Source organism: Streptomyces sp. NPDC111628 (genome assembly GCF_055635195.1).
This window is the reverse complement of record NZ_JBVKBZ010000005.1, coordinates 179832-202792: the sequence shown is the minus strand read 5'-3', so window position 1 is coordinate 202792 and position 22961 is coordinate 179832. Positions and strand designations below refer to the sequence as shown.

At 70.5% G+C, this 22961-nt stretch carries 19 protein-coding genes; 10 read left to right on the top strand and 9 right to left on the bottom strand.

Annotated features, from left to right (window positions below):
• Positions 1-7 precede the first annotated feature (7 nt).
• The 5 genes from ACZ7MF_RS26750 to ACZ7MF_RS26730 all read right to left on the bottom strand — a co-directional run bounded on the left by ACZ7MF_RS26750 (position 8) and on the right by ACZ7MF_RS26730 (position 3737).
• On the bottom strand, positions 8-490 hold the full coding sequence (locus ACZ7MF_RS26750) for an NUDIX domain-containing protein (protein WP_471480386.1): 483 nt from the start codon (positions 488-490) through the stop codon (positions 8-10).
• Between the two features lie 70 nt (positions 491-560).
• A complete protein-coding gene (locus ACZ7MF_RS26745) occupies positions 561-1466 on the bottom strand; it encodes a LysR family transcriptional regulator (protein ID WP_471480385.1) in 906 nt (301 codons plus the stop codon).
• A gap of 218 nt (positions 1467-1684) precedes the next feature.
• Entirely contained in the window at positions 1685-2863 is a 1179-nt protein-coding gene (locus ACZ7MF_RS26740; protein ID WP_471480383.1) for a cystathionine gamma-lyase, read from the bottom strand.
• Positions 2860-3354 carry a low molecular weight protein-tyrosine-phosphatase gene (locus ACZ7MF_RS26735; RefSeq protein ID WP_471480381.1) on the bottom strand — a complete coding sequence of 165 codons (495 nt, stop codon included), beginning with the start codon at positions 3352-3354 and terminating at the stop codon, positions 2860-2862. Before ACZ7MF_RS26735 ends, ACZ7MF_RS26740 begins: the two co-directional genes overlap by 4 nt.
• Before the next feature lie 5 nt (positions 3355-3359).
• The gene (locus ACZ7MF_RS26730) at positions 3360-3737 is read right to left on the bottom strand and encodes a phage holin family protein (protein ID WP_127891969.1); all 378 of its coding nucleotides are present in this window, start codon (positions 3735-3737) and stop codon (positions 3360-3362) included.
• Positions 3738-3796: 59 nt separating this feature from the next.
• On the opposite strand from ACZ7MF_RS26730, the gene ACZ7MF_RS26725 reads away from it, so the two are divergent.
• The 4 genes from ACZ7MF_RS26725 to ACZ7MF_RS26710 all read left to right on the top strand — a co-directional run bounded on the left by ACZ7MF_RS26725 (position 3797) and on the right by ACZ7MF_RS26710 (position 6062).
• Positions 3797-4114 (top strand): cupin domain-containing protein, encoded by a 318-nt coding sequence (locus tag ACZ7MF_RS26725; protein WP_003975009.1) that lies wholly within the window; start codon positions 3797-3799, stop codon positions 4112-4114.
• 153 nt (positions 4115-4267) lie between these two features.
• Positions 4268-4480: a DUF5326 family protein gene (locus ACZ7MF_RS26720; protein WP_007388908.1), complete on the top strand. Its 213-nt coding sequence runs from the start codon at positions 4268-4270 to the stop codon at positions 4478-4480.
• Positions 4481-4798: 318 nt separating this feature from the next.
• The gene (locus tag ACZ7MF_RS26715; RefSeq protein ID WP_356866463.1) at positions 4799-5524 is read left to right on the top strand and encodes an IclR family transcriptional regulator; all 726 of its coding nucleotides are present in this window, start codon (positions 4799-4801) and stop codon (positions 5522-5524) included.
• Positions 5525-5624: 100 nt separating this feature from the next.
• The gene (locus ACZ7MF_RS26710; protein WP_003975006.1) at positions 5625-6062 is read left to right on the top strand and encodes an SsgA family sporulation/cell division regulator; all 438 of its coding nucleotides are present in this window, start codon (positions 5625-5627) and stop codon (positions 6060-6062) included.
• 49 nt (positions 6063-6111) lie between these two features.
• Here ACZ7MF_RS26710 and ACZ7MF_RS26705 read toward each other — a convergent pair whose 3' ends face one another.
• Positions 6112-7671 (bottom strand): YibE/F family protein, encoded by a 1560-nt coding sequence (locus ACZ7MF_RS26705; protein ID WP_471480379.1) that lies wholly within the window; start codon positions 7669-7671, stop codon positions 6112-6114.
• 253 nt (positions 7672-7924) lie between these two features.
• Here ACZ7MF_RS26705 and thiC point away from each other — a divergent pair, with 253 nt between their 5' ends.
• Complete coding sequence (thiC, locus tag ACZ7MF_RS26700) at positions 7925-9754, top strand: phosphomethylpyrimidine synthase ThiC (protein WP_471480377.1); 1830 nt, start codon at positions 7925-7927, stop codon at positions 9752-9754.
• Positions 9755-9833: 79 nt separating this feature from the next.
• A complete protein-coding gene (locus tag ACZ7MF_RS26695; protein WP_471480375.1) occupies positions 9834-11291 on the top strand; it encodes a VWA domain-containing protein in 1458 nt (485 codons plus the stop codon).
• 24 nt (positions 11292-11315) lie between these two features.
• On the opposite strand, the gene ACZ7MF_RS26690 is transcribed toward ACZ7MF_RS26695, so the two are convergent.
• The 3 genes from ACZ7MF_RS26690 to ACZ7MF_RS26680 form a co-directional block, all read right to left on the bottom strand.
• On the bottom strand, positions 11316-12188 hold the full coding sequence (locus ACZ7MF_RS26690) for a hypothetical protein (protein WP_471480373.1): 873 nt from the start codon (positions 12186-12188) through the stop codon (positions 11316-11318).
• Positions 12189-12370: 182 nt separating this feature from the next.
• Positions 12371-13477, bottom strand: coding sequence for a Ser/Thr/Tyr protein phosphatase SppA (sppA, locus tag ACZ7MF_RS26685; RefSeq protein ID WP_471480371.1), 1107 nt, complete (start codon positions 13475-13477; stop codon positions 12371-12373).
• 399 nt (positions 13478-13876) lie between these two features.
• Positions 13877-14989 (bottom strand): LacI family DNA-binding transcriptional regulator, encoded by a 1113-nt coding sequence (locus ACZ7MF_RS26680; protein ID WP_003975000.1) that lies wholly within the window; start codon positions 14987-14989, stop codon positions 13877-13879.
• A gap of 418 nt (positions 14990-15407) precedes the next feature.
• On the opposite strand from ACZ7MF_RS26680, the gene hisC reads away from it, so the two are divergent.
• The 4 genes from hisC (at position 15408) to cydD (ending at position 22904) form a co-directional block, all read left to right on the top strand.
• Positions 15408-16487, top strand: a complete 1080-nt coding sequence (gene hisC / locus ACZ7MF_RS26675) for a histidinol-phosphate transaminase (RefSeq protein ID WP_471480369.1) — start codon at positions 15408-15410, stop codon at positions 16485-16487.
• 289 nt (positions 16488-16776) lie between these two features.
• Positions 16777-18282, top strand: coding sequence for a cytochrome ubiquinol oxidase subunit I (locus ACZ7MF_RS26670; RefSeq protein ID WP_471480367.1), 1506 nt, complete (start codon positions 16777-16779; stop codon positions 18280-18282).
• 20 nt (positions 18283-18302) lie between these two features.
• Positions 18303-19307, top strand: a complete 1005-nt coding sequence (cydB, locus tag ACZ7MF_RS26665) for a cytochrome d ubiquinol oxidase subunit II (RefSeq protein WP_003974997.1) — start codon at positions 18303-18305, stop codon at positions 19305-19307.
• A gap of 75 nt (positions 19308-19382) precedes the next feature.
• Complete coding sequence (gene cydD / locus ACZ7MF_RS26660; protein ID WP_471480365.1) at positions 19383-22904, top strand: thiol reductant ABC exporter subunit CydD; 3522 nt, start codon at positions 19383-19385, stop codon at positions 22902-22904.
• Positions 22905-22961 lie beyond the last annotated feature (57 nt).

The window sequence follows — 22961 nt, the reverse complement described above, 5'->3', positions numbered from 1 at the left end:
CGTCGGTTCAGCCGAGGTCGGGGGCCTGCAGGGCACGCACACCTTCGATGTTGCCGTCCAGGTAGTGCCGCAGGGACAGCGGTACGAGATGGACGGAGGCGATCCCGACCCGGGTGAACGGGACCCTGACGATCTCGTACTCACCGGCCGGCTCATCGACCTCGGGACCGTGCCGCAGGGACGGATCCATGGATTCCAGGTGGCAGACGAAGAAGTGCTGCACCTTCACGCCGGTCGCGCCACCGTCCTCGCCGATGTGCTCGACGGTGTCGACGAAGCAGGGCACCACGTCGCTGATCTTGGCGCCGAGTTCCTCGTACACCTCACGGTGCAGGGCGTCCACGACGGTGCTGTCGTCCGGCTCGACCCCGCCGCCGGGAGTGACCCAGTAGGGGTCGACGCCGGGCTTGGTCCGCTTGATCAGGATCAGGTGGTCGCCGTCCAGCAGGACGGCGCGAGCGGTGCGCTTGACCACGGGTCGGACGGTCATGGGAGAAATGTGGCCCGGCTGGTTCCACGTGAAACATCGTGGCACGCGACCAGTTCGAGAGTCCGCCGGCTCAGTTCCAGTCGGCGGCCGCGCGCAGCAGCCACTCGTGGGCCCGGGCGATGTGCGGCATCGCCAACGTGCCGCTGCGCACCACCAGGAAATACGTCCGCAGCGGCGGCACCGGCGGATCGTGCAGGACGACGACGTCACCGCGCTCCAGCGCCTCCGCGCACAGATAGCGGGGCAGAACGGCGAGCCCCGCGCCGGCGACCGCGCAGGCGAGAACCGCACGCAGGTCGGGGGCGACGACCGTGGCCGGGGCGGCCGGACGGGCGTCGAAGACGGAGGCCCAGTAACGGGCGACGAAGGGCAGCGACTCGTGCACTTCGACCACAGGGACGTTTTTCAGAGCGGGAGCATCGGTGTCTCGGACCTCTTCGATGCCCGCGCGCTCCGCCCAGCGCGGCGTGGCGACCAGGACGTGCACTTCGTCGCAGAGCGGAGTCGCGGTGAGCAGCGCCCCGCGTGGACGAGCCGTGCCGATGGCCAGATCGTGATGCCCGGCCGCCAGGCCCTCCAGGGTCTCCTCGGCGGTCCCGAACGAGGCGCGCAGTGCGAGGGCCTGACCGTCCTCGCCGATGAGCTCGCCGAGCGCGGGCAGCGCCCGTTCGGCGGTGAACTCGGGCGGTCCGGCCAGGTGCAGGGTGCGCAGGGAGGAGTCGTCCTCCAGCCCGGTCTCGGCGATCTCCACCAGGGCGTCGAGGTGGGGTGCGGCCTTGTGGGCGAGTTCGTCGCCGATGGTCGTCGGGGTCACGCCGCGGGCCTGTCGAAGGAACAGCGGGCGGCCGAGCTGACGCTCCAGCGTGCGGATCTGCGAGGTCACGGCGGGCTGTGAGAGGCCGAGCAGAGCGGCCGCGCGGGTGAAGGAACCGGCCCGGTGCACGGTGACGAAGGTGCGGAGCAAGGCCAGATCCACGGAAAACCCGTCCCCTCTTCTGTTCTTCTCCGGCCCCCGCACGAGCCCAACTATAAATAAGTCGATAGGTCGCTGTCGTTACGGTGATTGGACACTGACACTGAGTCAACTAGCCTTGTGCGCGCGGTTCTTCGCGCGCGGAACCGGAGGACGGTCCGAGCCACGAGGGGGGAGGCTCGGACCGTCCGTCGACGTCTGTCGACGTCGTTCCGGCGACGTCATTCCGTCGTTTCGTCCAGCGCGCGCAGCAGATCCGCCACCAGGTCGTCGGGGTCCTCCGCGCCGACGGAGAGCCGGATGAAGCCCTCCGGCACCGCGTCGCCGCCCCAGCGCCCGCGCCGCTCCGCGGTGGACCGCACCCCGCCGAAGCTCGTCGCGCCCTCGACGAGCCGCAGCGCATCGAGAAAACGATCGGCACGCGCGCGCGAGGGCAGCGTGAAGGAGACGACACAGCCGTAGCGCAGCATCTGCTGCGAGGCGACCTTGTGGGACGGGTCGTCGGGCAGCCCGGGGTACCGCAGGCCGGTGATCTCGGGCCGGGTGCGGAGGGCTTCGGCCACTCTGAGTGCGGTGGCGTCCTGCCGGTCCACGCGCAGCTGGAGGGTGGCGATCGAGCGGTGTGCGAGCCAGGCTTCCATGGGGCCGGGAATCGCGCCGACGACCTTGCGCCAGCGCCGAACGGCGGCCATCGCTCCGGCGTCGCGTCCGGCCACGTAGCCCAGCAGGACGTCTCCGTGGCCGGTGAGCTGCTTGGTTCCGCTGGCCACCGAGAAGTCCGCGCCGAGCTCCAGTGGGCGCTGCCCCAGCGGTGTGGCCAGGGTGTTGTCGACGGCGACCAGAGCACCGCGCGCGTGCGCAGCCTCGGCGAGCCGCCGTACGTCGCACACATCGAGCCCCGGGTTCGACGGCGTCTCGATCCACAGCAGCTTCGCCCCGTCCAGCACGTCGAGCTGGGCGTCCCGGCCGGTCGGCGCGGTGCGCACCTCGATGCCGTACGCCTCCAGCTGCGCGCGGACCAGCGGCAGCGCCTGGTATCCGTCGTCGGGCAGGACGGCCGTGTCGCCGGCGCGCAGCTGCGAGAAGAGCACGGAGGAGATCGCGGCCATGCCCGAGGCGAAGACGAGCGTCTCCACGTCGGACCGGCCGGGCGCCTCCAGCTCGCCGATGGCGCGTTCCAGATGGGTCCAGGTCGGGTTCTCGTCGCGGCCGTAGGTGTACGGCCCGGTCGGGTCCCCCGGCAGGTGGAAGTGGGCGGCGAACACCGGGCCCGGCAAGGTGGGCTCGTGCTTGACCGGTTCGGGCAGCCCGGCCCGCACCGCGCGCGTGCCGTCACCGGGGCCGGGAGCGGATCTCTCCGCGCCCGCACCGACGCCGTCGTTCGTAGCGGAATCGCTCATGCCGCCTGTCCTTCCACTTGCTCGCGTACCGCGGCGAGCAGTCCGGTGCTCGCCGCCTCCACCATCTCAAGGCATTCCTCGAAGCCGTCCCGGCCCCCGTAGTACGGGTCCGGGACGTCCAGGTCATCGCCCTCGGCGGCGGGGTCGTACGACCGCAGCAGGCGCACCTTGGCCGCGTCCCGCTCCGTGGGGGCGAGGCGCCGCAGGGCCCTCAGGTGCCCGGCGTCGAGGGCGACGACCAGGTCGAGACGGGAGAACCAGGACTGCTGGAACTGCCGGGCCGTGTGGTCGAGGCCGTAACCGTGCTCCGCCAGCACGGCCACGGTGCGCGGGTCCGCGCCCTCACCCTCGTGCCAGCCGCCGGTCCCGGCGCTGTCGGCCCCGACGAGGCCGTCGAGCCCGGCGTCCGCCACGCGCGCGTGGAAGACGGCCTCGGCCATCGGGGAGCGACAGATGTTGCCCGTGCACACGAAACAGACGCGGTAGGTCATCGGGATCAGTCCCCGTCGGGCAGGAACGCGTTGAGAGCCCAGGAGACGATCGAGACGATCAGGCCGCCCAGGACGGCGGTCCAGAACCCGTCGACGTGGAAGCTCACGTCCAGCTTGTCGGCCACCCACGACGTGAGCAGCAGCATCAGCGCGTTGACCACCAGCGTGAACAGGCCGAGGGTCAGGATGAACAGCGGGAAGGTCAGCACCTGCACGATCGGCTTCACGACCATGTTGACCAGGCCGAACACCAGGGCCACCACGATCAGCGTGAGGGCCTTCTCCCCGGTGCTGCCCCCGGTCAGGGTGATCTTGTCGAGCAGCCACACGGCGACGGCGAGGGCGCCGGCGTTGGCGATCGTCTTGACTAGAAAATTCTTCATGTGTCTGATCGTGGCAGACGCGATCGGACACGAACGGCGAGGCAGGGGCGGACGAGGCGATGAAGGCATTCCGGCTGGACGAACTGGAGGCGGAACGCGCCGCCAACGACGGCGCCTACCTGCAGTTCCTGCGGGAGCGGAACATGTCGGTCGGTCTGTACGCCCTCGACGCGGGCACGACCGACCCGCAGAAGCCGCACGCGCAGGACGAGGTGTACTTCGTGGTGAGCGGACGGGCCGCGATCACCGTGGGCATGGAGACCACCCAGGTCGCCCGCGGCAGTGTGGTCTACGTGCCGGCCGGCGTCGCCCACAAGTTCCATCACATCAGCGAGGACCTGCGGGTCCTGGTGGTGTTCTCTCCGCCGGAGAGCTGAGACCCGACCCCGGGGATCCCTAGGGGATCGGTCAGGGGGAGACAAGGGGTGCGGGGCCCCTGCCGTGGCGCTCGCGGCTCTAGCATCGAGTGCAGGACATCAGAGGATTCCCCGGGACATCCCGGGGCTCCGCGAAAGGTGAGGGCAAGGGCGATGCGAGAGATCTTCACGGGACTGCCGTGGTGGGTGAAGTGGATCGCGGTGCCGGTCATCGCCCTGGTCGTGTTCGGCGGACTGATCGCCAGCGTGGTCGGGTTCGTGATCGGACTGCTGTTCAAGCTGCTGGTCTTCGTCGCGCTCGTCGGCGGACTGATCTACGTCGTACGCAAGTTCATGTCGAGCTCGTCGTCGCGCAGCGACTGGTGAGAGCCGTGGGACACCGGTGGCGGTAACAGGAACCACCGGTTCCCTCGGGCGAGGGAAGTTTCCCGGACGGGCCGTCGGTGAGCGGTGACCGGCGGTTAGAGTCCGGAACTCCACGCGGGGGCGACTCCGCGCACGGCGTACACCCCCACTCGTGTTCTCCGCACGGGCTGCCACCTCGCGTTCCGGGAGTGACCCTTGGCCACGGCTGACACCGCATTCGCTCAGCTGCACGCCCTTCCCGTGCAGCCCTGCTCGACGCCTCGGACACCCCCCGCGCCTGCCTCTGCCGACCCGCCGTCCGCGACTCTGATCGGCTCCGTGCAGCGGGCGATGCGCCTGCTCGAGCGCGTCGCGGAGCACGAGTACGGAGCCCCCGCCAAACAGCTGGCCCGCGAGACGGGGCTGGCGCTGCCCACGGCGTACCACCTGCTGCGCACCCTGGTGCACGAGGGCTATCTGCGCCGGGAGAAGGGGCTGTTCTTCCTCGGCGAGGCCGCCGAGCGGCTGAGCAGCAGCGGGGCCGAGCAGAAACGTCGCAGCACGGTGGTCGACACCATGGCGCGCTGGCGCGACGCGATCGGCGTCCCCGTGTACTACGCCATGTACCGGGACGGCGAGATCGAGGTCATGTGCGTCTCCGACACCCCGGGCATTCCGGCGGTCGAGGAATGGGCGGACTTCCGGGAGACGGGACACGCACACGCCATCGGGCAGTGCCTGCTGTCCCAGCTGGACGACGACGCGCGCCGCGACCACCTGGACCGCTACCCGGTGCAGCCCCTCACGCCGTACACGGTGCGTGACGGCCACAGTCTCCTGAAGCGGCTGGAACGCATGCCCCGGATGGCGCCGGTGACCGAGCGCCAGGAGTACGCGCTGGGGACGGTCTGCGCGGCGATCCCGATCACCGTCGGTACCACGGCCGCCACGATGGCCATCTCACTGCCCCTCCATCAGGCGGACCGTTTGCTCCCCGCGGCTCAGCGGTTGCAGAACGAGGTGGGGCGGCGTCTGGGGTCGCTCGCGCTCTCTATCAGTATCTGAAAACTCACTCCTTGTGATCTGGTGTGTACGTTGAGCAAGATGCCACCAGTGTTAGAGGTTTGATTCCCGGACAGTCGACGGCGAATGACGGGGTAGGCGAATGGGCGAGTCCGTACAGGCAGAGGTCATGATGAGCTTTCTCGTGTCCGAGGAGCTCTCTTTCCGTATCCCGGTGGAGCTGCGCTACGAGACCCGGGATCCCTATGCCGTACGCCTGACCTTTCATCTGCCCGGAGACGCGCCGGTGACCTGGGCCTTCGGCCGGGAGCTGCTGGTCGACGGGGTGGGCCGGCCGTGCGGCGACGGTGACGTGCGCATCGCACCGGTGGAGCCCGAGCCGCTGGCCGAGGTGCTGATCCGTCTTCAGGTCGGCAGCGACCAGGCCCTGTTCCGTTCCTCCGCCGCGCCCCTGGTGGCCTTCCTCGACCGCACCGACAAGCTGGTGCCGCTGGGTCAGGAGGGCGCGCTCGCCGACTTCGACAGCCACCTCGACGAGGCCCTGGACCGCATCCTGGCGGAGGAACAGAGCGCGGGCTGAACCGTTCCGGCAGTCCTGCGGTCGTTGGCGTAACGCTTCGCCGGATGCGTCAGCGCTTGCGGCGACGGCCCCGCCCGCCACGGGCCGGGGCACTGGCCCCGCCACCCGCTGTCGCCGCCTGGGCCGGTCGTTCGGCCGGCCGGTCCGCAGACACGACCAGGGCGGCGAGGGCCGTAGTGACCGGCACGGAGGCCACCAGACCGATCGAGCCGACCAGCGTCCGCACGATCTCCTCCGCGACCAGCTCGCTGTTGGCGACGGTCCCCACTCCGCTCTGCGCGATAGAGAACAGCAGCAGCAGGGGCAGCGCCGCGCCCGCGTAGGCGAGGACGAGTGTGTTCACGACCGAGGCGATGTGGTCGCGGCCGATGCGGATGCCCGCGCGGTACAGGCCGCGCCAGCCCATCGTCGGGTTGGCCTCGTGCAGTTCCCACACCGCCGACGTCTGGGTGACCGTCACGTCGTCGAGGACACCGAGCGAACCGATGATGACCCCGGCGAGCAGCAGACCGCTCATGTCGATGGACGGGTACAGGCCATGGATGAGGCCGGTGTTGTCGTCCGTGTTGCCGGTGAGCGCGGCCCAGCCGATGAAGAGGGACCCGAGCACGCCGATCAGCAGCAGCGAGATCAGTGTGCCGAGCACCGCCACGGATGTGCGGGCCGACAGTCCGTGGCACAGGTACAACGCGATCAGCATGATGGCGCTGGACCCGATCACCGCCACGACCAGGGGGTTCGAGCCCTGCAGGATGGCGGGCAGGATGAAGAAGTTCAGCAGCAGGAAGCTGATGGCCAGCGAGACCAGCGCCATGAGTCCGCGCAGCCGTCCGACGACCACGACGGCGAGGGCGAAGATGCCGGCGAGCAGGGCCAGGGGAAGCCGGCGGTTGATGTCGGTCACCGAGTACTGCAGGTCCTTCGGCGCGGAGGGCTCGTAGGCGACCACCACTTCCTGGCCCTCGTGCAACTGCCGTGACTGGTCCGGCTGCACGATCTCGTCGAACGTGCGGCCCTTGTCGTCGCCGGTGTCGACGCGGATGGTCGCCCGCTTGCAGTCGCCCTTCGCCTGCTGCACCGCGGAGGAACCCTCGGCGGTGGATGTGTCGCCGGTCGGGACACCGCCCGAGGCGTTGACGGACTGGCAGCTCAGTTCGACCACCTTGGTGACGGTGGCCTGCTGCGTCTGCCGGTCGAAGCCGACGCCGGTGCGCTCGTGCGGCGGTGCGCCGCCCGGCCACAGCACCGCGAGCCCGACCAGGACGGCCGCGGTGAAGGGGATCAGGATCGCGGCGATGACCTTCCGCAGATGCCGGGAGACGGGAGCCGCCGGTCCGTGCCCGTGCGAGTGCCCGTGTCCGCCGCCCGCGCCGTGTCCGCCGCCCGCGCCGTGTCCGCCGTCCGCACCGTGTCCGCCGTCCGCACCGTGTCCGCCGCCCGCGCCGTGTCCGTGGTCCGCGTCGTGCCCGTAACCCGTCTCCTGTCTGCCGGCGTTCGCGTCGGCAGCGACGCCGGGGACGTGGCCGGCTGCCCGGCCGTCGCCCTCTTCGGCGTTCGGTCCGCGGCGGGGCCGGCGCGGTGGAAAGGAGGGGGGCTGCGGTGTGGTCACCGCCCGATCATCGCAAGAACGAGGGGGGCCCTCTGTTCACCGCGCCCGAATGGGCGCTAGCGTGGAGGCACCTTTGCACACGCGGGAGCTCGGAGCACCGGGCTGAGAGGGCGCTGACCTCCGTCCCAGCGATGTTTCACGGGAAACGTCACCGAAGTCGAGTGACGTATCCCACGAAGCGTCGAGAGACGGAAGCCGCTGCGTCGACCGCCGAACCTGTTACCGGGTAATGCCGGCGTAGGGAGTAGGTCTCATGACCATCAAGGACGCACGCACGCCTGCCTCCACGCAGAACACCGCCCAGGCGGACACCGCGGACACCGCGGACCCCGCGGCCCCCGCGGAGAACACGGAGGCCGGGAAGTCCATCGGCTGGCACAAGGCGTACGTCGAGGGCTCGCGCCCCGATCTGCGGGTGCCGGTCCGTCAGGTGCACCTCACCAACGGGCAGTCGGTCACGCTGTACGACACCTCGGGCCCGTACACCGATCCACTCGTGGACACCGATGTCCGCCGGGGCCTCGCACCGCTGCGGGAGCACTGGATCATCGCCCGCGGTGACACCGAGGAGTACGCGGGCCGTCCCGTCCGGCCCGAGGACGACGGAATCAAGCACACCTCGCCGCGCGGCGGCCTGCGCAACCTCGACGCCGTGTTCCCCGGCCGCCCGCGCCAGCCGCGCCGGGGCCGGGACGGCACCGCGGTGACACAGCTCGCCTACGCGCGACGGGGCGAGATCACTCCGGAGATGGAGTACGTGGCCGTCCGGGAGAACGTCTCCCCGGAGGTGGTCCGCGAGGAGATCGCCGCGGGGCGCGCCGTGCTGCCCGCCAACGTCAACCACCCCGAGATCGAGCCGATGATCATCGGCAAGCGGTTCCTGGTGAAGGTCAACGCCAACATCGGCAACTCGGCGGTCACGTCCTCCATCGAGGAGGAGGTGGACAAGATGACCTGGGCGACCCGGTGGGGCGCCGACACGGTCATGGACCTCTCCACCGGCCGCAACATCCACACCACCCGCGAGTGGGTCCTGCGCAACTCCCCCGTTCCCATCGGAACCGTGCCGCTCTACCAGGCCCTGGAGAAGGTCGACGGCCGCGCCGAGGAGCTGACCTGGGAGATCTACAAGGACACCGTCATCGAACAGGCGGAACAGGGCGTGGACTACATGACGGTCCACGCGGGCGTGCGACTGCCGTACGTACCCCTCACGGCGAACCGCAAGACCGGCATCGTCTCGCGCGGCGGCTCGATCATGGCGGCGTGGTGCCTGGCGCACCACAAGGAGTCTTTCCTCTACGAGAATTTCGAGGAACTCTGCGAGATCCTCGCCGCCTACGACGTCACCTACTCCCTCGGCGACGGCCTGCGTCCTGGGTCGATCGCGGACGCCAACGACGAGGCGCAGTTCGCCGAGCTGCGCACGCTCGGGGAACTCAACCGGATCGCCAAGCGTTGCAACGTACAGACCATGATCGAGGGCCCGGGACATGTCCCGATGCACAAGATCAAGGAGAACATCGACCTTCAGCAGGAGATCTGCGATGAAGCTCCGTTCTATACGCTCGGCCCGCTGACGACGGACGTCGCGCCGGCGTACGACCACATCACCTCCGGCATCGGTGCCGCGATGATCGCCTGGTGGGGCACGGCCATGCTCTGCTACGTCACGCCCAAGGAACACCTGGGCCTGCCCAACCGTGACGACGTCAAGACCGGCGTCATCACCTACAAGATCGCCGCCCATGCCGCCGACCTCGCCAAGGGTCACCCAGGTGCGCAGGAGTGGGACGACGCGCTGTCGGACGCCCGGTTCGAGTTCCGGTGGGAGGACCAGTTCAACCTGGCCCTCGACCCCGACACGGCCCGGGAGTTCCACGACGAGACCCTGCCGGCCGAGCCCGCCAAGACGGCGCACTTCTGCTCCATGTGCGGGCCCAAGTTCTGCTCGATGAAGATCTCGCAGGACATTCGCCGGGAGCACGGGGGCAGCAAGGGCGAGATTGAGGAGGGTATGGCGCGGAAGTCGGAGGAGTTCGCGGCGGCGGGCAATCGGGTGTACCTGCCGATCGCGGACTGAGCGTAGCGGCGCGGGAGGGGGACAGGCCGCCTGGTCGGTCCTCTCCCCGCCGAGGGGTCCGGCTCGGCAGACTGGGCGCATGACAGCCACCTCCCTGAGCAAGGGTGCCAACGTCGCCGTCGACTCCCCCGCGGTGCGCGCCGAACTCGTGTGGTCCCCCGGGCCGGGCGTCCCCGAGGTCGATGCCTCCGCCCTGCTGCTCACCTCGGCCGGACGGGTGCGGGACGACGGTGACTTCGTCTTCTACAACCAACCCCGCCACACGTCCGGCGCGGTGGGCCACCTGGGCAAGCGGGTCGGCCCCGGCGCGAACGCGGGTGTCACGACCGATGCCGTCGAGGTGGATCTGCGTGCGGTCGAGGCGGCGGTCGAGCGCATCGTCCTGTGCGCCTCGGCGGACGGCGGCACCTTCGGCCGGGTTCCGGGGCTGTCGCTGCGGTTGCTGGACGCCGCGACCGGCACCGAACTGGCCCGGTTCGACATCACGTCCGGCACGGAGACCGCGCTGGTCGGTGGCGAGCTGTACCGGCGCGGAGGGGGGTGGAAGTTCCGTGCGGTGGGACAGGGGTACGCCTCCGGGCTGGCGGGGCTGGCGACCGACTTCGGCATCACCGTGGACGACGACGCTCCCCCGACGGCGCCCGCCGCCCCGGCCACCGCCCTGCCCACGGCTCCCCCGGCCACCGCTTTGCCGACGGCGCCTCCGGTGCCCACCCCGCCTGCGGCGCCCGTACCGCCCCCGCCCCCGGTCCCGGCGCCTGCCAGCACCGGCCCTCGTCTCACCAAGGGCGAGGAACGCCTCCCCGTGGACATGCGCAAGCGGCTGTCCCTGCGCAAGGAGCAGGTCGCGGTCAGCCTGAGCAAGCACGGGGCGGCCGGTATCACCGCGCGCGTCGTCCTCGTACTGGACGCCTCCGGGTCCATGTCCTTGCTCTATTCCAAGGGCGTCGTCGCGGACGTCGTGGAGCGGATGGCCGCCGTCGCCGCGCAGTTGGACGACGACGGGGAGATGCAGGCCTGGACCTTCGCCTCCAACCCTGCACGCCTGCCCGACCTGCGCCTGGGCGACCTTCCCGAGTGGCTGCGGCTGCACGTGCGGGTGGGGGAGATCAGCCTGTTCCGGCGGGGCAGGAAGAAGGGCCTGCACCCCGAGCAGGTCGACATGCGGGCGGTCGGCATCCAGAACGAGGAGCAGAAGGTGATCGCCGAGGTCCGCGCCTTCGTCCGGGCCGACCCGGCACCGGTCCCGACCCTGGTGCTGTTCTTCTCCGACGGCGGTGTCTACCGCAACACGGAGATCGAGCGGGAGCTGCGGGAGGCCGTGGAGGAACCCGTCTTCTGGCAGTTCGTCGGGCTCGGGCGCTCCAACTACGGGGTGCTGGAGCGGTTCGACACGCTGCCGGGCCGTCGCGTCGACAACGTCGGCTTCTTCGCCGTCGACGACATCGGCACCGTACCGGACCCGGAGCTGTACGACCGTCTGCTGTCCGAGTTCCCGTCGTGGATCACTGCCGCCGGCCGGGCGGGCATCCTCTGAACCGCTGCCCGCCCGTGCCGGTGGCTATTCGGGCCGGTGTTCCGGGCCACCGAAGTCCGGGCTGCTGTAGTCCGGGCTCGAGTAGCGCGGCCGCGGGCCCGCGTCGGGGCCGCCGTCGGGGCTGGTGAACCCGGGACGGCCGTAGCCCAGGTGCGGCATACGGCTGCTGCCCGGCGCCGCCGGTTCCGTGCGGCGCAGTGCCGCCGTGCCCGGGTCGCTGAGCGCCTCCCGGAGGAAGGGCAGTATGCCGCGTTCCAGCAGGGCCTCGTGCCAGGCGTCCCTGGCCCGGGCCACCTCCTCGTCGCGTGCGCTGTAGAAGCCGGACTCGGCCGAGGGGCGGTTGCGCAGCGCGGTGAGCAGCAGCCCCACCGCGGCGACGAGGATCGCCACCGCGGTCACGGCGCCGAACACCCATCCCGTGGTGAGCATGGTCCGGGCGAAGGTCTGCCCCGGGTCGAGCATCTTCAGGAGATAGCCGACCAGCAGGAATATCGCCGCGGCGGTGCCGGCCAGGACCGGTGCCAGGACGGCGACGACGGCGACGGCCCCCGCACCGGTCGCCTCGGCCATCTCGCCCATGGTGGCGGCGAGTCCCCCCGCGCTTGTGCTCTGCTCCTGGGAGCCGGACTCGCGCGTGGCGGGCGACGGGCCCGAGGACGCCGGATGGCGCAGTTCCTCGCGGACCTTCACGTAGTGCTGGTACTCGGTCGTGGCCGCCGCCGTGATGAGGGCGGTGGCGTTGAGTGCCATGGTGCGCAGTTGTTCGGAGTTGAGCCGCTGACCGGCAGCGGCCAGCTCCGGGCGGTGTGGTGCGGAGCGCAGCGCCTCGTCGAGGACCCGCTCGTACTCCTGGCGGTCCTCGCTCGGCAGGTGCTGCGGAACGCTGTTCATGTGCATCCCCCGATGCTCCGTAGGGCTTGGGGCTCGCATGCCAACGAGCCGTCGGGCAGAAACGGAGGGGAGCCTGCTACGGATAAGCCGATGGTAGAGCGGTGACGGTGGGGGGTGACAGGGGGTTTCCAGAAATTGGGTGCCGGTCTGTACGCTCGGCACCCCCGCAAAAGCCGCCCGGTGAACGGTCAGACGTCCAAGGGAAGTTGCTGGACCAGCAGCTTTCCGGCCATGGTGACGCCGCCGTCCATGGCGATGGCCAGGCCGTCCGCGTAGACGTGCGGTCCCTCGACCGCGGTGCGGGTGTCGTCCTCGCCGTCCTCGGAGCCGACTTCGCCCAGCAGGTAGGGGATGGGGCTGTGGCCGTGAACGATCCGGGTGCCGCCGTACGTATCAAGCAGTGAGCGCACGGCGTCGGCGCCGCCCTCGTCGCGGAAGGAGAAGCGCTTGGTGAACTTGCGGAACAGGTCCCACACCTCCTCCGCGTCGTTGCGGGTGAGCGTCTCGCGGACGGTGTCGTTGACCTCTTCGATGGAGCGGCCGTAGTCGAGGTAGGTCGTGGCGTCCGAGTGGACCAGGAGGTGGTCGTCGACCTCCTCCATGGCGTCGAGGCGGGCCATCCACTGCAGGTGGTGGTCCTGCAGGCGGTCCATGTCGGTCTTCTGGCCGCCGTTCAGCAGCCACGCGGCCTGGAAGGTGGCGGTGCCCGCGCCGGAGTTGACGGGCGTGTCGCCGAACCGCTTGGCGCCGAGCAGCAGCAGTTCGTGGTTGCCCATCAGCGCCTTGCAGTAGCCGCCGGCCGCGGCTGCCTCGGCGGACAGCCGCATCACCAGGTCGATGACGCCGATGCCGTCCGGGCCGCGGTCGGTGAAGTCGCCGAGGAACCACAGCCGGGAGGTGCCCGCGCACCACTGGCCGGCGTCGTCGACGAGGCCCTTCTCCCGCAGGGCGGCCAGCAGCTCGTCGAGGTAGCCGTGCACGTCGCCGACGACGAAAAGGGGCCCCTGCCCGGTCGCGGGCTGCTGCACCGCGACCGGCTCGGGGTCGACCGTGACCTGAACCGTGTCACCCCGACGGATGACGGGCAGATCGCGCTGCGTGGGCGTGTAGCCCTCGGGCAGGGCCTCCTCGGGCCCCTCCTCGGAGGGCGGCGCGGACTCGCTCGCGTGCGTGCCGGGGGCAGCGTACGGAGCGGTCTCGTGGACGTACGCGGGTACCCGGAAGTCGCGCACCGTCGCCGTCCGCTCCACCTCGGGTCCCTGACCGGCCCCCTGAGTCATCGACCCCTCCACCATCGCGCCGCATCTGCACCGCTTCGGACTGCCTGGTCGCAGCGGCCCGCGGTGTGTGGGCCCATCATAGGAATGCGGATCGCGCTGTGTGATGACCCAGGGGTGGTGAATCAGGCCAGGACTCCGGTTCGCTGCGGCTTTCGCCCCGATTGGGCCCGGCTTCGCCCGTCCGTGACCGTGGCCCTGACGTGTTCCGGGGGTGTTCCGGAGTGCCGGGTGTGGCTTCGCCGCCCTGTTTCCCCGTCGTTCCGCACCGTCGTTCCGCACCGTCGTTCCGCGCCGTCGTGGTTCGCCGTTCTTCGTCGTTCTTCGCTGTCTTCCCCTGCACCCCGCATCGGCCGGGTCGCGCGTACGGCCGCGACCCGGTCCCGCGTCCGGCGTCCCCGGGACGCCGGACGCGCCCTACTCGCCCTCCGGCGACCGCGGCGGGCTGACCGTCGTACGCGGCGGGCGCCGCTGCGACGAGGTACGCACGATCAGTTCGGTCGGTATCACCTGTTCGACCGGCTGGTCGGAGTGCAGGCCCTCGATCGCGTCGATGAGGACCTGGATCACGGCGGTGCCGATGCGGCGGGGCTTCAACGACAGGGTGGTGATGGGAGGCTCGGTGCTGGCGTACACGGTGGACTCGCTGCAGCAGACCAGCAGCAGGTCCTCGGGGACGCGCAGACCGTAGCGGCGGGCGGCGGCGAGCAGGTCGGTGCCGTTCGGATCGAACAGTCCGTAGACGGCGTCGGGCCGGTCGGGGCGGGCGAGCAGCCGGTCGGCGGCTACCGCGCCGGCGCACGGGTCGTGGGCGGGGTAGGCCTCGTAGACCGGGTCCTGGCCGACGCGCTCGCACCAGCGCAGGTAGGCGGTGGTCGACAGATGGGTGTACGTGTCGGTCGTGGTGCCGGTGAGCAGGCCGATCCTGCGCGCCCCGGCGTCGGCGAGGTGGTCGAGGATGCCGAGCACGGCCGCCTCGTGGTCGTTGTCGACCCAGGCGGTGACCGGGAGTGAGCCGGCCGGGCGGCCGTCGGAGACGACGGGCAGGCCCTGGCGGACCAGTTCGCTGACGACCGGGTCGTGGTCCGAGGGGTCGATGACGACCGTGCCGTCGAGCGCGACGTTGGACCACACGTCGTGACGGGAGGTCGCCGGGAGGATGACGAGGGCGTAGCCGCGGGCGAGCGCGGCGGACGTGGCGGCGCGCGCCATCTCGGCGAAGTACGCGAATTCGGTGAAGGTGAAAGGTTCATCCCCGTACGTCGTCACGGTCAGGCCGATGAGTCCGGACTTGCCGGTGCGGAGCGTGCGGGCGGCGGCCGAGGGCCGGTAGCCCAGTCGGTCGGCGACCTCGCGCACATGGCGCCGGGTGGCATCCGGGAGTCGGCCCTTGCCGTTGAGGGCGTCGGAGACGGTAGTGATGGATACTCCGGCGGCGGCGGCCACGTCCCTGATACCCGCCCGACCCGGCCGGCTGCCTCGACGTGAGGTTTCCGCGCGGCTCACCTGGTGCTTCCCTGCTGCTGTCATGGCGAGCCGATAGTAGGGCTCATGGGGTGGGGTAGTGCGGACGCATATGCATGCGTTGACAGTCACGTTTCTGCAAGATCATTAACGCTTAACAGCCTAGGAAAGCAAGCCAGTTGGGACCACCCACCCCATTACCTGGCGTGTTGACCAGTGAGTGCCTGCGGGGTGGCGGATGTTGCGAAGAGGTCTCAACTCACCTGCACGAGGGATGCGCGCCACGGCGCGAGCCACCGGCGCGTAGATATATGTGCGGCGCGCCCCCCGAATCGTGCGCCTTCGTGCACTGATGCCCCTGATGCCAGTGTGACGGACGAGGTCAGCACCACCTCGCCCGTCTCTCCTGCCTATACGCAGCGGCGGTGAATCCTCATAAGGTGAGAAGTATTCGATGCCGGTGGTGGTCACGAGGAGGACTGCGGTGAGCGAGACGAGCCCCAAGCTGCGCGCCGAGCTGGAGGGGATTCCCACCTACAAGCCGGGCAAGCCCGCCGCGGCGGACGGTCCGGTGGCCTACAAGCTGTCCTCCAACGAGAACCCCTATCCGCCACTGCCGGGGGTGATGGAGACGGTGACGGCCGCCGCCGCCTCCTTCAACCGCTACCCGGACATGGCCTGCACGTCGCTGATGGCCGAGCTGTCCGACCGCTTCGGGGTGCCCCTGGCCCACCTGGCCACCGGCACCGGCTCGGTCGGTGTGGCCCAGCAGCTGATCCAGGCGACCTCGGGCCCCGGCGACGAGGTGATCTACGCCTGGCGCTCCTTCGAGGCGTACCCGATCATCACGCAGATCAGCGGCGCGAGGTCCGTGCAGGTACCGCTGACGCCGGACGAGGTGCACGACCTGGACGCCATGGCGGACGCGATCACCGACCGCACCCGGCTGATCTTCGTCTGCAACCCCAACAACCCCACGGGCACGGTGGTGCGGCGGGCCGAGCTGGAGCGGTTCCTGAATCGGGTGCCGAGCGACGTGCTGGTGGTCCTGGACGAGGCCTACCGCGAGTTCATCCGGGACGCCGAGGTCCCGGACGGCGTCGAGTTCTACCGTGAGCGGCCCAACGTCTGCGTCCTGCGCACCTTCTCCAAGGCCTACGGCCTGGCAGGACTGCGGGTCGGGTTCGCGATCGCCCACGAGCCGGTGGCGGCGGCGCTGCGCAAGACGGCGGTGCCCTTCGGGGTCAGCCAGATCGCGCAGGAGGCGGCGATCGCCTCGCTGCGCGCGGAGGACGAGCTGATCGGCCGGGTCGGTTCGCTGGTGTGCGAGCGCACCCGCGTGGCCGACGCGCTGCGCGCGCAGGGCTGGACGGTGCCGGAGACCCAGGCCAACTTCGTCTGGCTGCGGCTGGGGGAGCGCACGCTCGCCTTCGCGAACGCCTGTGAGCAGGCCGGCGTGGTCATCCGCCCCTTCGCGGGCGAGGGCGTGCGCGTGACGGTCGGGGAGAGCGAGGCGAACGACATCTTCCTGAAGGTGTCGGAGGAGTTCCGCAAGGAGCTGTAGCCCCACACGGGGCGGGACGACGAGGCGCGGGACGGCAGGTGCCGTCCCGCGCTTTCGCATGCCGCGGGCCGTCGCCCACTCCTCGAACTCAACGGTTTGTTGAAGTTCAGGCAGAGGGGTTGACGTCACAGGGGACCCCCCTTCCGGTGTCGAAAAGCAGTAGGTCATAATTGCTTGTGAATGTGAACGCGTTCACAAGCGTGTCCCGATTGCGCCCGCGTTGGGTGTGACAAACACGCTCAAACCGCCGCTGACCACGGCGGTGTGGCGAGGTGAGGAGAGTGACGACGTGGACATGGCACTGGCGCCGGAGACGCTGGCGCGATGGCAGTTCGGCATCACGACCGTCTACCACTTCCTGTTCGTCCCGCTGACGATCTCGCTGGCCGCGCTGACGGCCGGACTGCAGACCGCCTGGGTCCGCACGGAGAAGGAGAAGTACCTCAGGGCGACCAAGTTCTGGGGCAAGCTCTTCCTGATCAACATCGCGATGGGTGTCGTCACCGGCATCGTGCAGGAGTTCCAGTTCGGCATGAACTGGTCCGACTACTCGCGCTTCGTCGGCGACGTCTTCGGTGCCCCGCTCGCCTTCGAGGCGCTGATCGCCTTCTTCTTCGAGTCCACCTTCATCGGCCTGTGGATCTTCGGCTGGGACAAGCTGCCCAAGAAGATCCACCTGGCCTGCATCTGGATGGTCTCGATCGGCACCCTGCTGTCGGCGTACTTCATCCTCGCGGCCAACTCCTGGATGCAGCACCCCGTCGGCTACCGGATCAACGAGGAGAAGGGCCGCGCCGAACTCACCGACTTCTGGCAGGTCCTCACCCAGAACACCACCCTCAACCAGGTCTTCCACAGCTTCTCGGCGGCCTTCCTCACGGGCGGCGCCTTCATGGTCGGCATCGCCGCCTTCCACCTGATGCGCAAGAAGCACATCCCGGTGATGCGGACCTCGCTCCGGCTCGGCCTGGTGACCCTGGCGGTCGGCGGCGTGCTCACCGCGGTCAGCGGCGACACCCTCGGCAAGGTCATGTACGAGCAGCAGCCGATGAAGATGGCCGCCGCCGAGGCCCTGTGGGACGGCGAGAAGCCGGCACCGTTCTCGGTGTTCGCCTACGGGGACGTGGACAAGGGGCACAACAAGGTCGCCCTGGAGATACCCGGACTGCTCTCCTTCCTCGCCCACAGCGACTTCGAGTCCTACGTGCCCGGCATCAACGACACCAACAAGGCCCTCCAGGAGCAGTTCGGGCCCGGTGACTACAAGCCCATCGTCCCCGTCGCCTACTGGGGCTTCCGCTGGATGATCGGCTTCGGCATGGCGTCCTTCTCCCTCGGCCTGCTGGGCCTGTGGCTGACCCGGAAGCGGTTCCTGCTGCCACCGGCCCTGCGCACCGGGGAGGACGAGGTCCCGCACCTGGTGCTGCTGAAGAAGCCGCTCGGGGCGAGGCTCTCCCGAATGTACTGGCTGCTGGCGCTGTGGACGATGGCGTTCCCGCTGATCGCCAACTCCTGGGGCTGGATCTTCACCGAGATGGGCCGGCAGCCCTGGGTGGTCTACGGCGTGATGCAGACCCGGGACGCGGTCTCCCCCGGTGTCTCCACGGCCGAGGTCGTCATCTCGATGTCCGTCTTCACCCTGCTGTACGCCGTCCTGGCCGTCATCGAGGTCAAGCTCCTGGCGAAGTACGTGAAGGCCGGACCGCCCGAGCTGACCGAGGCCGACCTCAATCCGCCCACGAAGATCGGCGGCGATCTCCGTGACGCCGACAAGCCGATGGCCTTCTCGTACTAGGCCGAGGGAGCTGCACAGTCATGGAACTGCACGACGTCTGGTTCGTTCTGATCGCCGTCCTGTGGACCGGCTACTTCTTCCTGGAGGGCTTCGACTTCGGGGTCGGTGTGCTGACCAAGCTACTCGCCCGGAACCGGGCCGAGAAGCGGGTCCTGATCAACACCATCGGTCCCGTGTGGGACGGCAATGAGGTGTGGCTGCTCACGGCCGGCGGTGCCACCTTCGCCGCCTTCCCCGAGTGGTACGCCACGCTCTTCTCCGGGTTCTACCTTCCCCTGCTGGTCATCCTGGTCTGCCTGATCGTCCGCGGGGTCGCCTTCGAGTACCGCGTGAAGCGGCCCGAGGAGAACTGGCAGCGCAACTGGGAGACGGCGATCTTCTGGACCTCGCTGATCCCCGCGTTCCTGTGGGGCGTGGCCTTCGGCAACATCGTCCACGGCGTGGAGATCGACCGGGACCTGGAGTACGTCGGCTCGGTCTGGGACCTGCTCAACCCGTACGCCCTCCTCGGCGGTCTGGTGACGCTGACGCTGTTCACCTTCCACGGCACGGTGTTCACCGCGCTCAAGACCGTCGGTGAGATCCGTGAGCGGGCGCGGACCCTGGCGCTGCGGGTCGGTCTGGTGACGGCCGTGCTGGCCCTCGCCTTTCTGCTCTGGACGCAGGCCGACAGCGGGGACGCCAAGAGCCTGGTCGCCCTCGTGGTGGCCGTCGCCGCCCTCGTCGCCGCCCTGATGGCGAACCAGGCCGGGCGTGAGGGCTGGTCGTTCGCCCTGTCCGGCGTCACCATCGTGGCCGCCGTGGCGATGCTCTTCCTGACGCTCTTCCCGAACGTCATGCCGTCGACGCTGAACGCGGACTGGAGCCTCACCGTCACCAACGCCTCGTCCAGCGCCTACACGCTGAAGATCATGACCTGGCTGGCCGTGATCGCCACACCGGTCGTCCTGCTCTACCAGGGCTGGACGTACTGGGTGTTCCGCAAGCGCATCGGTACCCAGCACCTCGCCGACGCCGCGCACTGAGTCCCGGGGTGCGTTTCACGTGAAACATCGCGAAACGTCGGAACGCATCCCGCCGGGCAGGGAGGCCTGTTTCACGTGAAACCCATCGATCCACGTCTTCTGCGGTACGCCCGCGCCACCAGGCTCTTCCTGGCGGCGGTCGTCGCCCTGGGTGCCGTCGGGGCCGGACTGCTCGTCGCTCAGGCCATGCTCATCGCCGAGGTGGTGGTCGGCGCCTTCCAGCAGGGCACGACGGCCGCCGGACTCCGCACCCCCCTGCTGCTGTTGGTGGCCGTGGCCTGCGGCCGGGCGCTGGTCGGCTGGCTCACCGAACTGGCCGCGCACCGGGCGAGCGCGGCGGTCAAGTCGGAGCTGCGGGGCCGGCTGCTGGAACGGGCCACCGCGCTCGGCCCCGGCTGGCTGGGTGGACAGCGGACCGGCTCGCTGGTCGCCCTCGCCACCCGGGGCGTCGACGCCCTCGACGACTACTTCTCGCGCTACCTTCCGCAACTGGGTCTCGCGGTGGTCGTGCCCGTGGCGGTGCTGGCCCGCATCGTGACCGAGGACTGGGTCTCGGCGGCCATCATCGTCGGCACCCTCCCCCTCATCCCGGTCTTCATGATGCTGATCGGCTGGGCCACCCAGTCCCGGATGGACCGCCAGTGGCGGCTGCTGTCGCGGCTGTCGGGACACTTCCTGGACGTGGTCGCGGGGCTGCCCACACTGAAGGTCTTCGGCCGGGCCAAGGCACAGGCCGAGTCGATCAAACGCATCACCGGCGAGTACCGCCAGGCGACCATGCGGACCCTGCGGATCGCCTTCCTGTCGTCCTTCGCGCTGGAACTGCTGGCCACTCTGTCCGTCGCGCTCGTCGCCGTCACCATCGGTATGCGCCTGGTCCACGGGGACATGGCCCTGTACGACGGCCTGGTCGTGCTCGTCCTCGCGCCGGAGGCCTATCTGCCGTTGCGGCAGGTGGGGGCGCAGTACCACGCGGCGGCCGAGGGCCTCGCCGCCGCCGAGGACATCTTCTCGGTGCTGGAGCGTCCTGTACCGGCGTCGGGAACCGGCCCGGTTCCGGCGGACGGTGCCCTGAGCTTCGAGGACGTGACGGTCCGCTATCCCGGACGCGACACGGCGGCCGTCCGGGGCGTGAACCTCACCGTCGAGCCCGGGGAGACGGTCGCACTCGTGGGCCCCAGCGGGGCGGGCAAGTCGACGCTCCTGAACGCCCTGCTCGGCTTCGTGTCCCCGACCGGGGGACGGGTCCGCGTCGGGGGAGCCGGCCTCGACTCGCTCGATGTCGCGCAGTGGCACGCCCGCGTCGCCTGGGTGCCCCAGCACCCGCACCTGTACGCCGGCACCATCGCGGAGAACGTACGGCTGGCGCGGCCCGGCGCCGACGACACCGCCGTACGCCGGGCCCTGCGGGACGCGGGCGCCCTGGAGTTCGTGGACGCGCTGCCCGAGGGCACGGCGACCGTCCTCGGGGAGGACGGAACCGGCCTGTCCGCGGGACAGCGGCAGCGGCTGGCGCTGGCCCGGGCGTTCCTCGCGGACCGGCCGGTGCTGCTGCTCGACGAGCCGACGGCAGCCCTGGACGGGGCCACCGAGGCGGAGGTCGTGGACGCCGTCCGCAGGCTGGCACAGGGGCGTACGGTCCTGCTGGTGGTGCACCGTCCGGCGCTGCTGGAAGTCGCCGACCGGGTGGTGCGGCTGCATGCGCCGGTGGGCGTCGCCGGATCCGGGGACACCGGCGGGCCGTCGGCCGCTGCGCAGGGCGGTCCGCGTACTGCCGCTCAGGGTCCCTTCGGAGACGAGCCGGCCACCGCGTCCGCCGAGCCCGCCGAGCCCGCCGCGAAGGTGCGGGGCGGCGTGCTGTCCCGGGTCCGCGCCATGTCCGGCGCCCGGCGTGGGCGGCTCGGTCTCGCGCTGCTGCTCAGCAGTCTGGCGCTCGGCAGCGCCGTCGGCCTGATGGCGACCTCCGGGTACCTCATCTCACGGGCCTCCGAACAGCCGCCGGTCCTGTACCTGATGGTGGCCGTGACGGCGACGCGGGCCTTCGGCATCGGGCGGGCCGTGTTCCGCTACGCGGAGCGGCTGGTGTCGCACGACGCCGTGCTGCGGATGCTGGCCGACACGCGGGTCGCCGTGTACCGGCGGCTGGAGCGGCTGGCCCCGGCCGGGCTGCGGCACAGCCGCCGGGGCGACCTGCTGTCCCGGCTCGTCGCCGACGTCGACGCCTTGCAGGACTACTGGCTGCGCTGGCTGCTGCCCGCCGGCAGCGCGCTGGTCGTCTCCGCCGCCTCGGTCGGTTTCACGGCCTGGCTGCTGCCGGAGGCGGGCGTCGTGCTCGCGGTCGGCCTGCTCGCGGCCGGTGTCGGTGTTCCGCTTCTCACCGCGGCCGTGGCACGGCGCGCGGAGCGCAGGCTGGCCCCCGCCAGGGGGGTGCTCGCCACCCGCGTGACGGAACTGCTCACCGGTACCGCCGAGCTGACCGTCGCCGGTGCCCTGCCCGGTCGTACCGCCCAGGCCCGGCGGGCCGACGGCACCCTCACCCGGATCGCCTCGCGCGCCGCAACGGCCACCGCGCTGGGCGACGGGCTCACCGCGCTGGTCTCCGGCCTGACCGTCGTGGGCGCAGCCCTCGTCGGGGTCCAGGCGGTCGCCGACGGCCGACTCGCCGGCGTGGCCATGGCCGTCGTCGTCCTGACCCCGCTGGCCGCCTTCGAGGCCGTCCTCGGACTGCCACTCGCCGTGCAGTACCGCCAGCGGGTACGCAGGAGCGCCGAGCGCGTGTACGAGGTGCTCGACGCCCCGGAGCCGGTGCGGGAGCCGGAGGTGCCCAGGCAGCCGCCCGCCTCGCCGTTCCCGCTGGTCATCGAGGGGCTGGCCGCGCGTCACCCCGGGCAGGACAGGGACGCGCTGGCGGGGCTGGACCTGACCCTGGCGCAGGGGCGCCGCGTCGCCGTGGTCGGACCGTCCGGGTCCGGCAAGACGACCCTGGCCCAGGTGCTGCTGCGCTTCCTCGACCCGGAGGCGGGCTCCTACACGCTGGCCGGTGTCGATGCCTACGCCCTGGCGGGTGACGACGTACGGCGCCTCGTCGGGCTGTGCGCCCAGGACGCGCACCTCTTCGACAGCTCGGTCCGCGAGAACCTGCTGCTGGCCAGGAAGGACGCCACCGAGGCCGAGTTGCGCGACGCGCTGGCGCGGGCCCGGCTGCTGGAGTGGGCCGACAGCCTGCCCGACGGTCTGGACACGCTGGTCGGCGAGCACGGGGCCCGGTTGTCCGGTGGTCAGCGTCAGCGGCTCGCCCTGGCCCGGGCGCTGCTCGCCGACTTCCCCGTCCTCGTGCTCGACGAGCCCGCCGAGCACCTCGACCTGCCGACCGCCGACGCGCTCACCGCCGATCTGCTGGCCGCCACCGAGGGCCGTACGAGCGTGCTGATCACGCACCGGCTGGCGGGGCTGCGGGCCGTGGACGAGGTGATCGTCCTGGACCGGGGCCGGGTCGTACAGCGCGGTACGTACGCGGAGCTGGCGGCCGTACCGGGTCCGCTGCGGGAGATGGCCGGACGGGAGGCGGCGGCGGAACTGCTGGTGGGAGCGGTGTGACGGGTGGGCCCGGCCACGGGTCCGGGAAAATTACTGCAATCCGACTTTCGTGGACCA

What these genes read in the sequence shown, in the direction of transcription:
- ACZ7MF_RS26680 (WP_003975000.1), bottom strand. Translation starts at nt 14,989, where the DNA reads ATGACAGCAGCAGGGAAGCACCAGGTGAGCCGCGCGGAAACCTCACGT.
- sppA (WP_471480371.1), bottom strand. Translation starts at nt 13,477, where the DNA reads ATGGTGGAGGGGTCGATGACTCAGGGGGCCGGTCAGGGACCCGAGGTG.
- ACZ7MF_RS26750 (WP_471480386.1), bottom strand. Translation starts at nt 490, where the DNA reads ATGACCGTCCGACCCGTGGTCAAGCGCACCGCTCGCGCCGTCCTGCTG.
- ACZ7MF_RS26710 (WP_003975006.1), top strand. Translation starts at nt 5,625, where the DNA reads ATGGGCGAGTCCGTACAGGCAGAGGTCATGATGAGCTTTCTCGTGTCC.
- ACZ7MF_RS26735 (WP_471480381.1), bottom strand. Translation starts at nt 3,354, where the DNA reads ATGACCTACCGCGTCTGTTTCGTGTGCACGGGCAACATCTGTCGCTCC.
- ACZ7MF_RS26690 (WP_471480373.1), bottom strand. Translation starts at nt 12,188, where the DNA reads ATGCACATGAACAGCGTTCCGCAGCACCTGCCGAGCGAGGACCGCCAG.
- ACZ7MF_RS26720 (WP_007388908.1), top strand. Translation starts at nt 4,268, where the DNA reads ATGCGAGAGATCTTCACGGGACTGCCGTGGTGGGTGAAGTGGATCGCG.
- cydB (WP_003974997.1), top strand. Translation starts at nt 18,303, where the DNA reads ATGGAACTGCACGACGTCTGGTTCGTTCTGATCGCCGTCCTGTGGACC.
- ACZ7MF_RS26730 (WP_127891969.1), bottom strand. Translation starts at nt 3,737, where the DNA reads ATGAAGAATTTTCTAGTCAAGACGATCGCCAACGCCGGCGCCCTCGCC.
- ACZ7MF_RS26725 (WP_003975009.1), top strand. Translation starts at nt 3,797, where the DNA reads ATGAAGGCATTCCGGCTGGACGAACTGGAGGCGGAACGCGCCGCCAAC.
- ACZ7MF_RS26695 (WP_471480375.1), top strand. Translation starts at nt 9,834, where the DNA reads ATGACAGCCACCTCCCTGAGCAAGGGTGCCAACGTCGCCGTCGACTCC.
- ACZ7MF_RS26740 (WP_471480383.1), bottom strand. Translation starts at nt 2,863, where the DNA reads ATGAGCGATTCCGCTACGAACGACGGCGTCGGTGCGGGCGCGGAGAGA.
- thiC (WP_471480377.1), top strand. Translation starts at nt 7,925, where the DNA reads ATGACCATCAAGGACGCACGCACGCCTGCCTCCACGCAGAACACCGCC.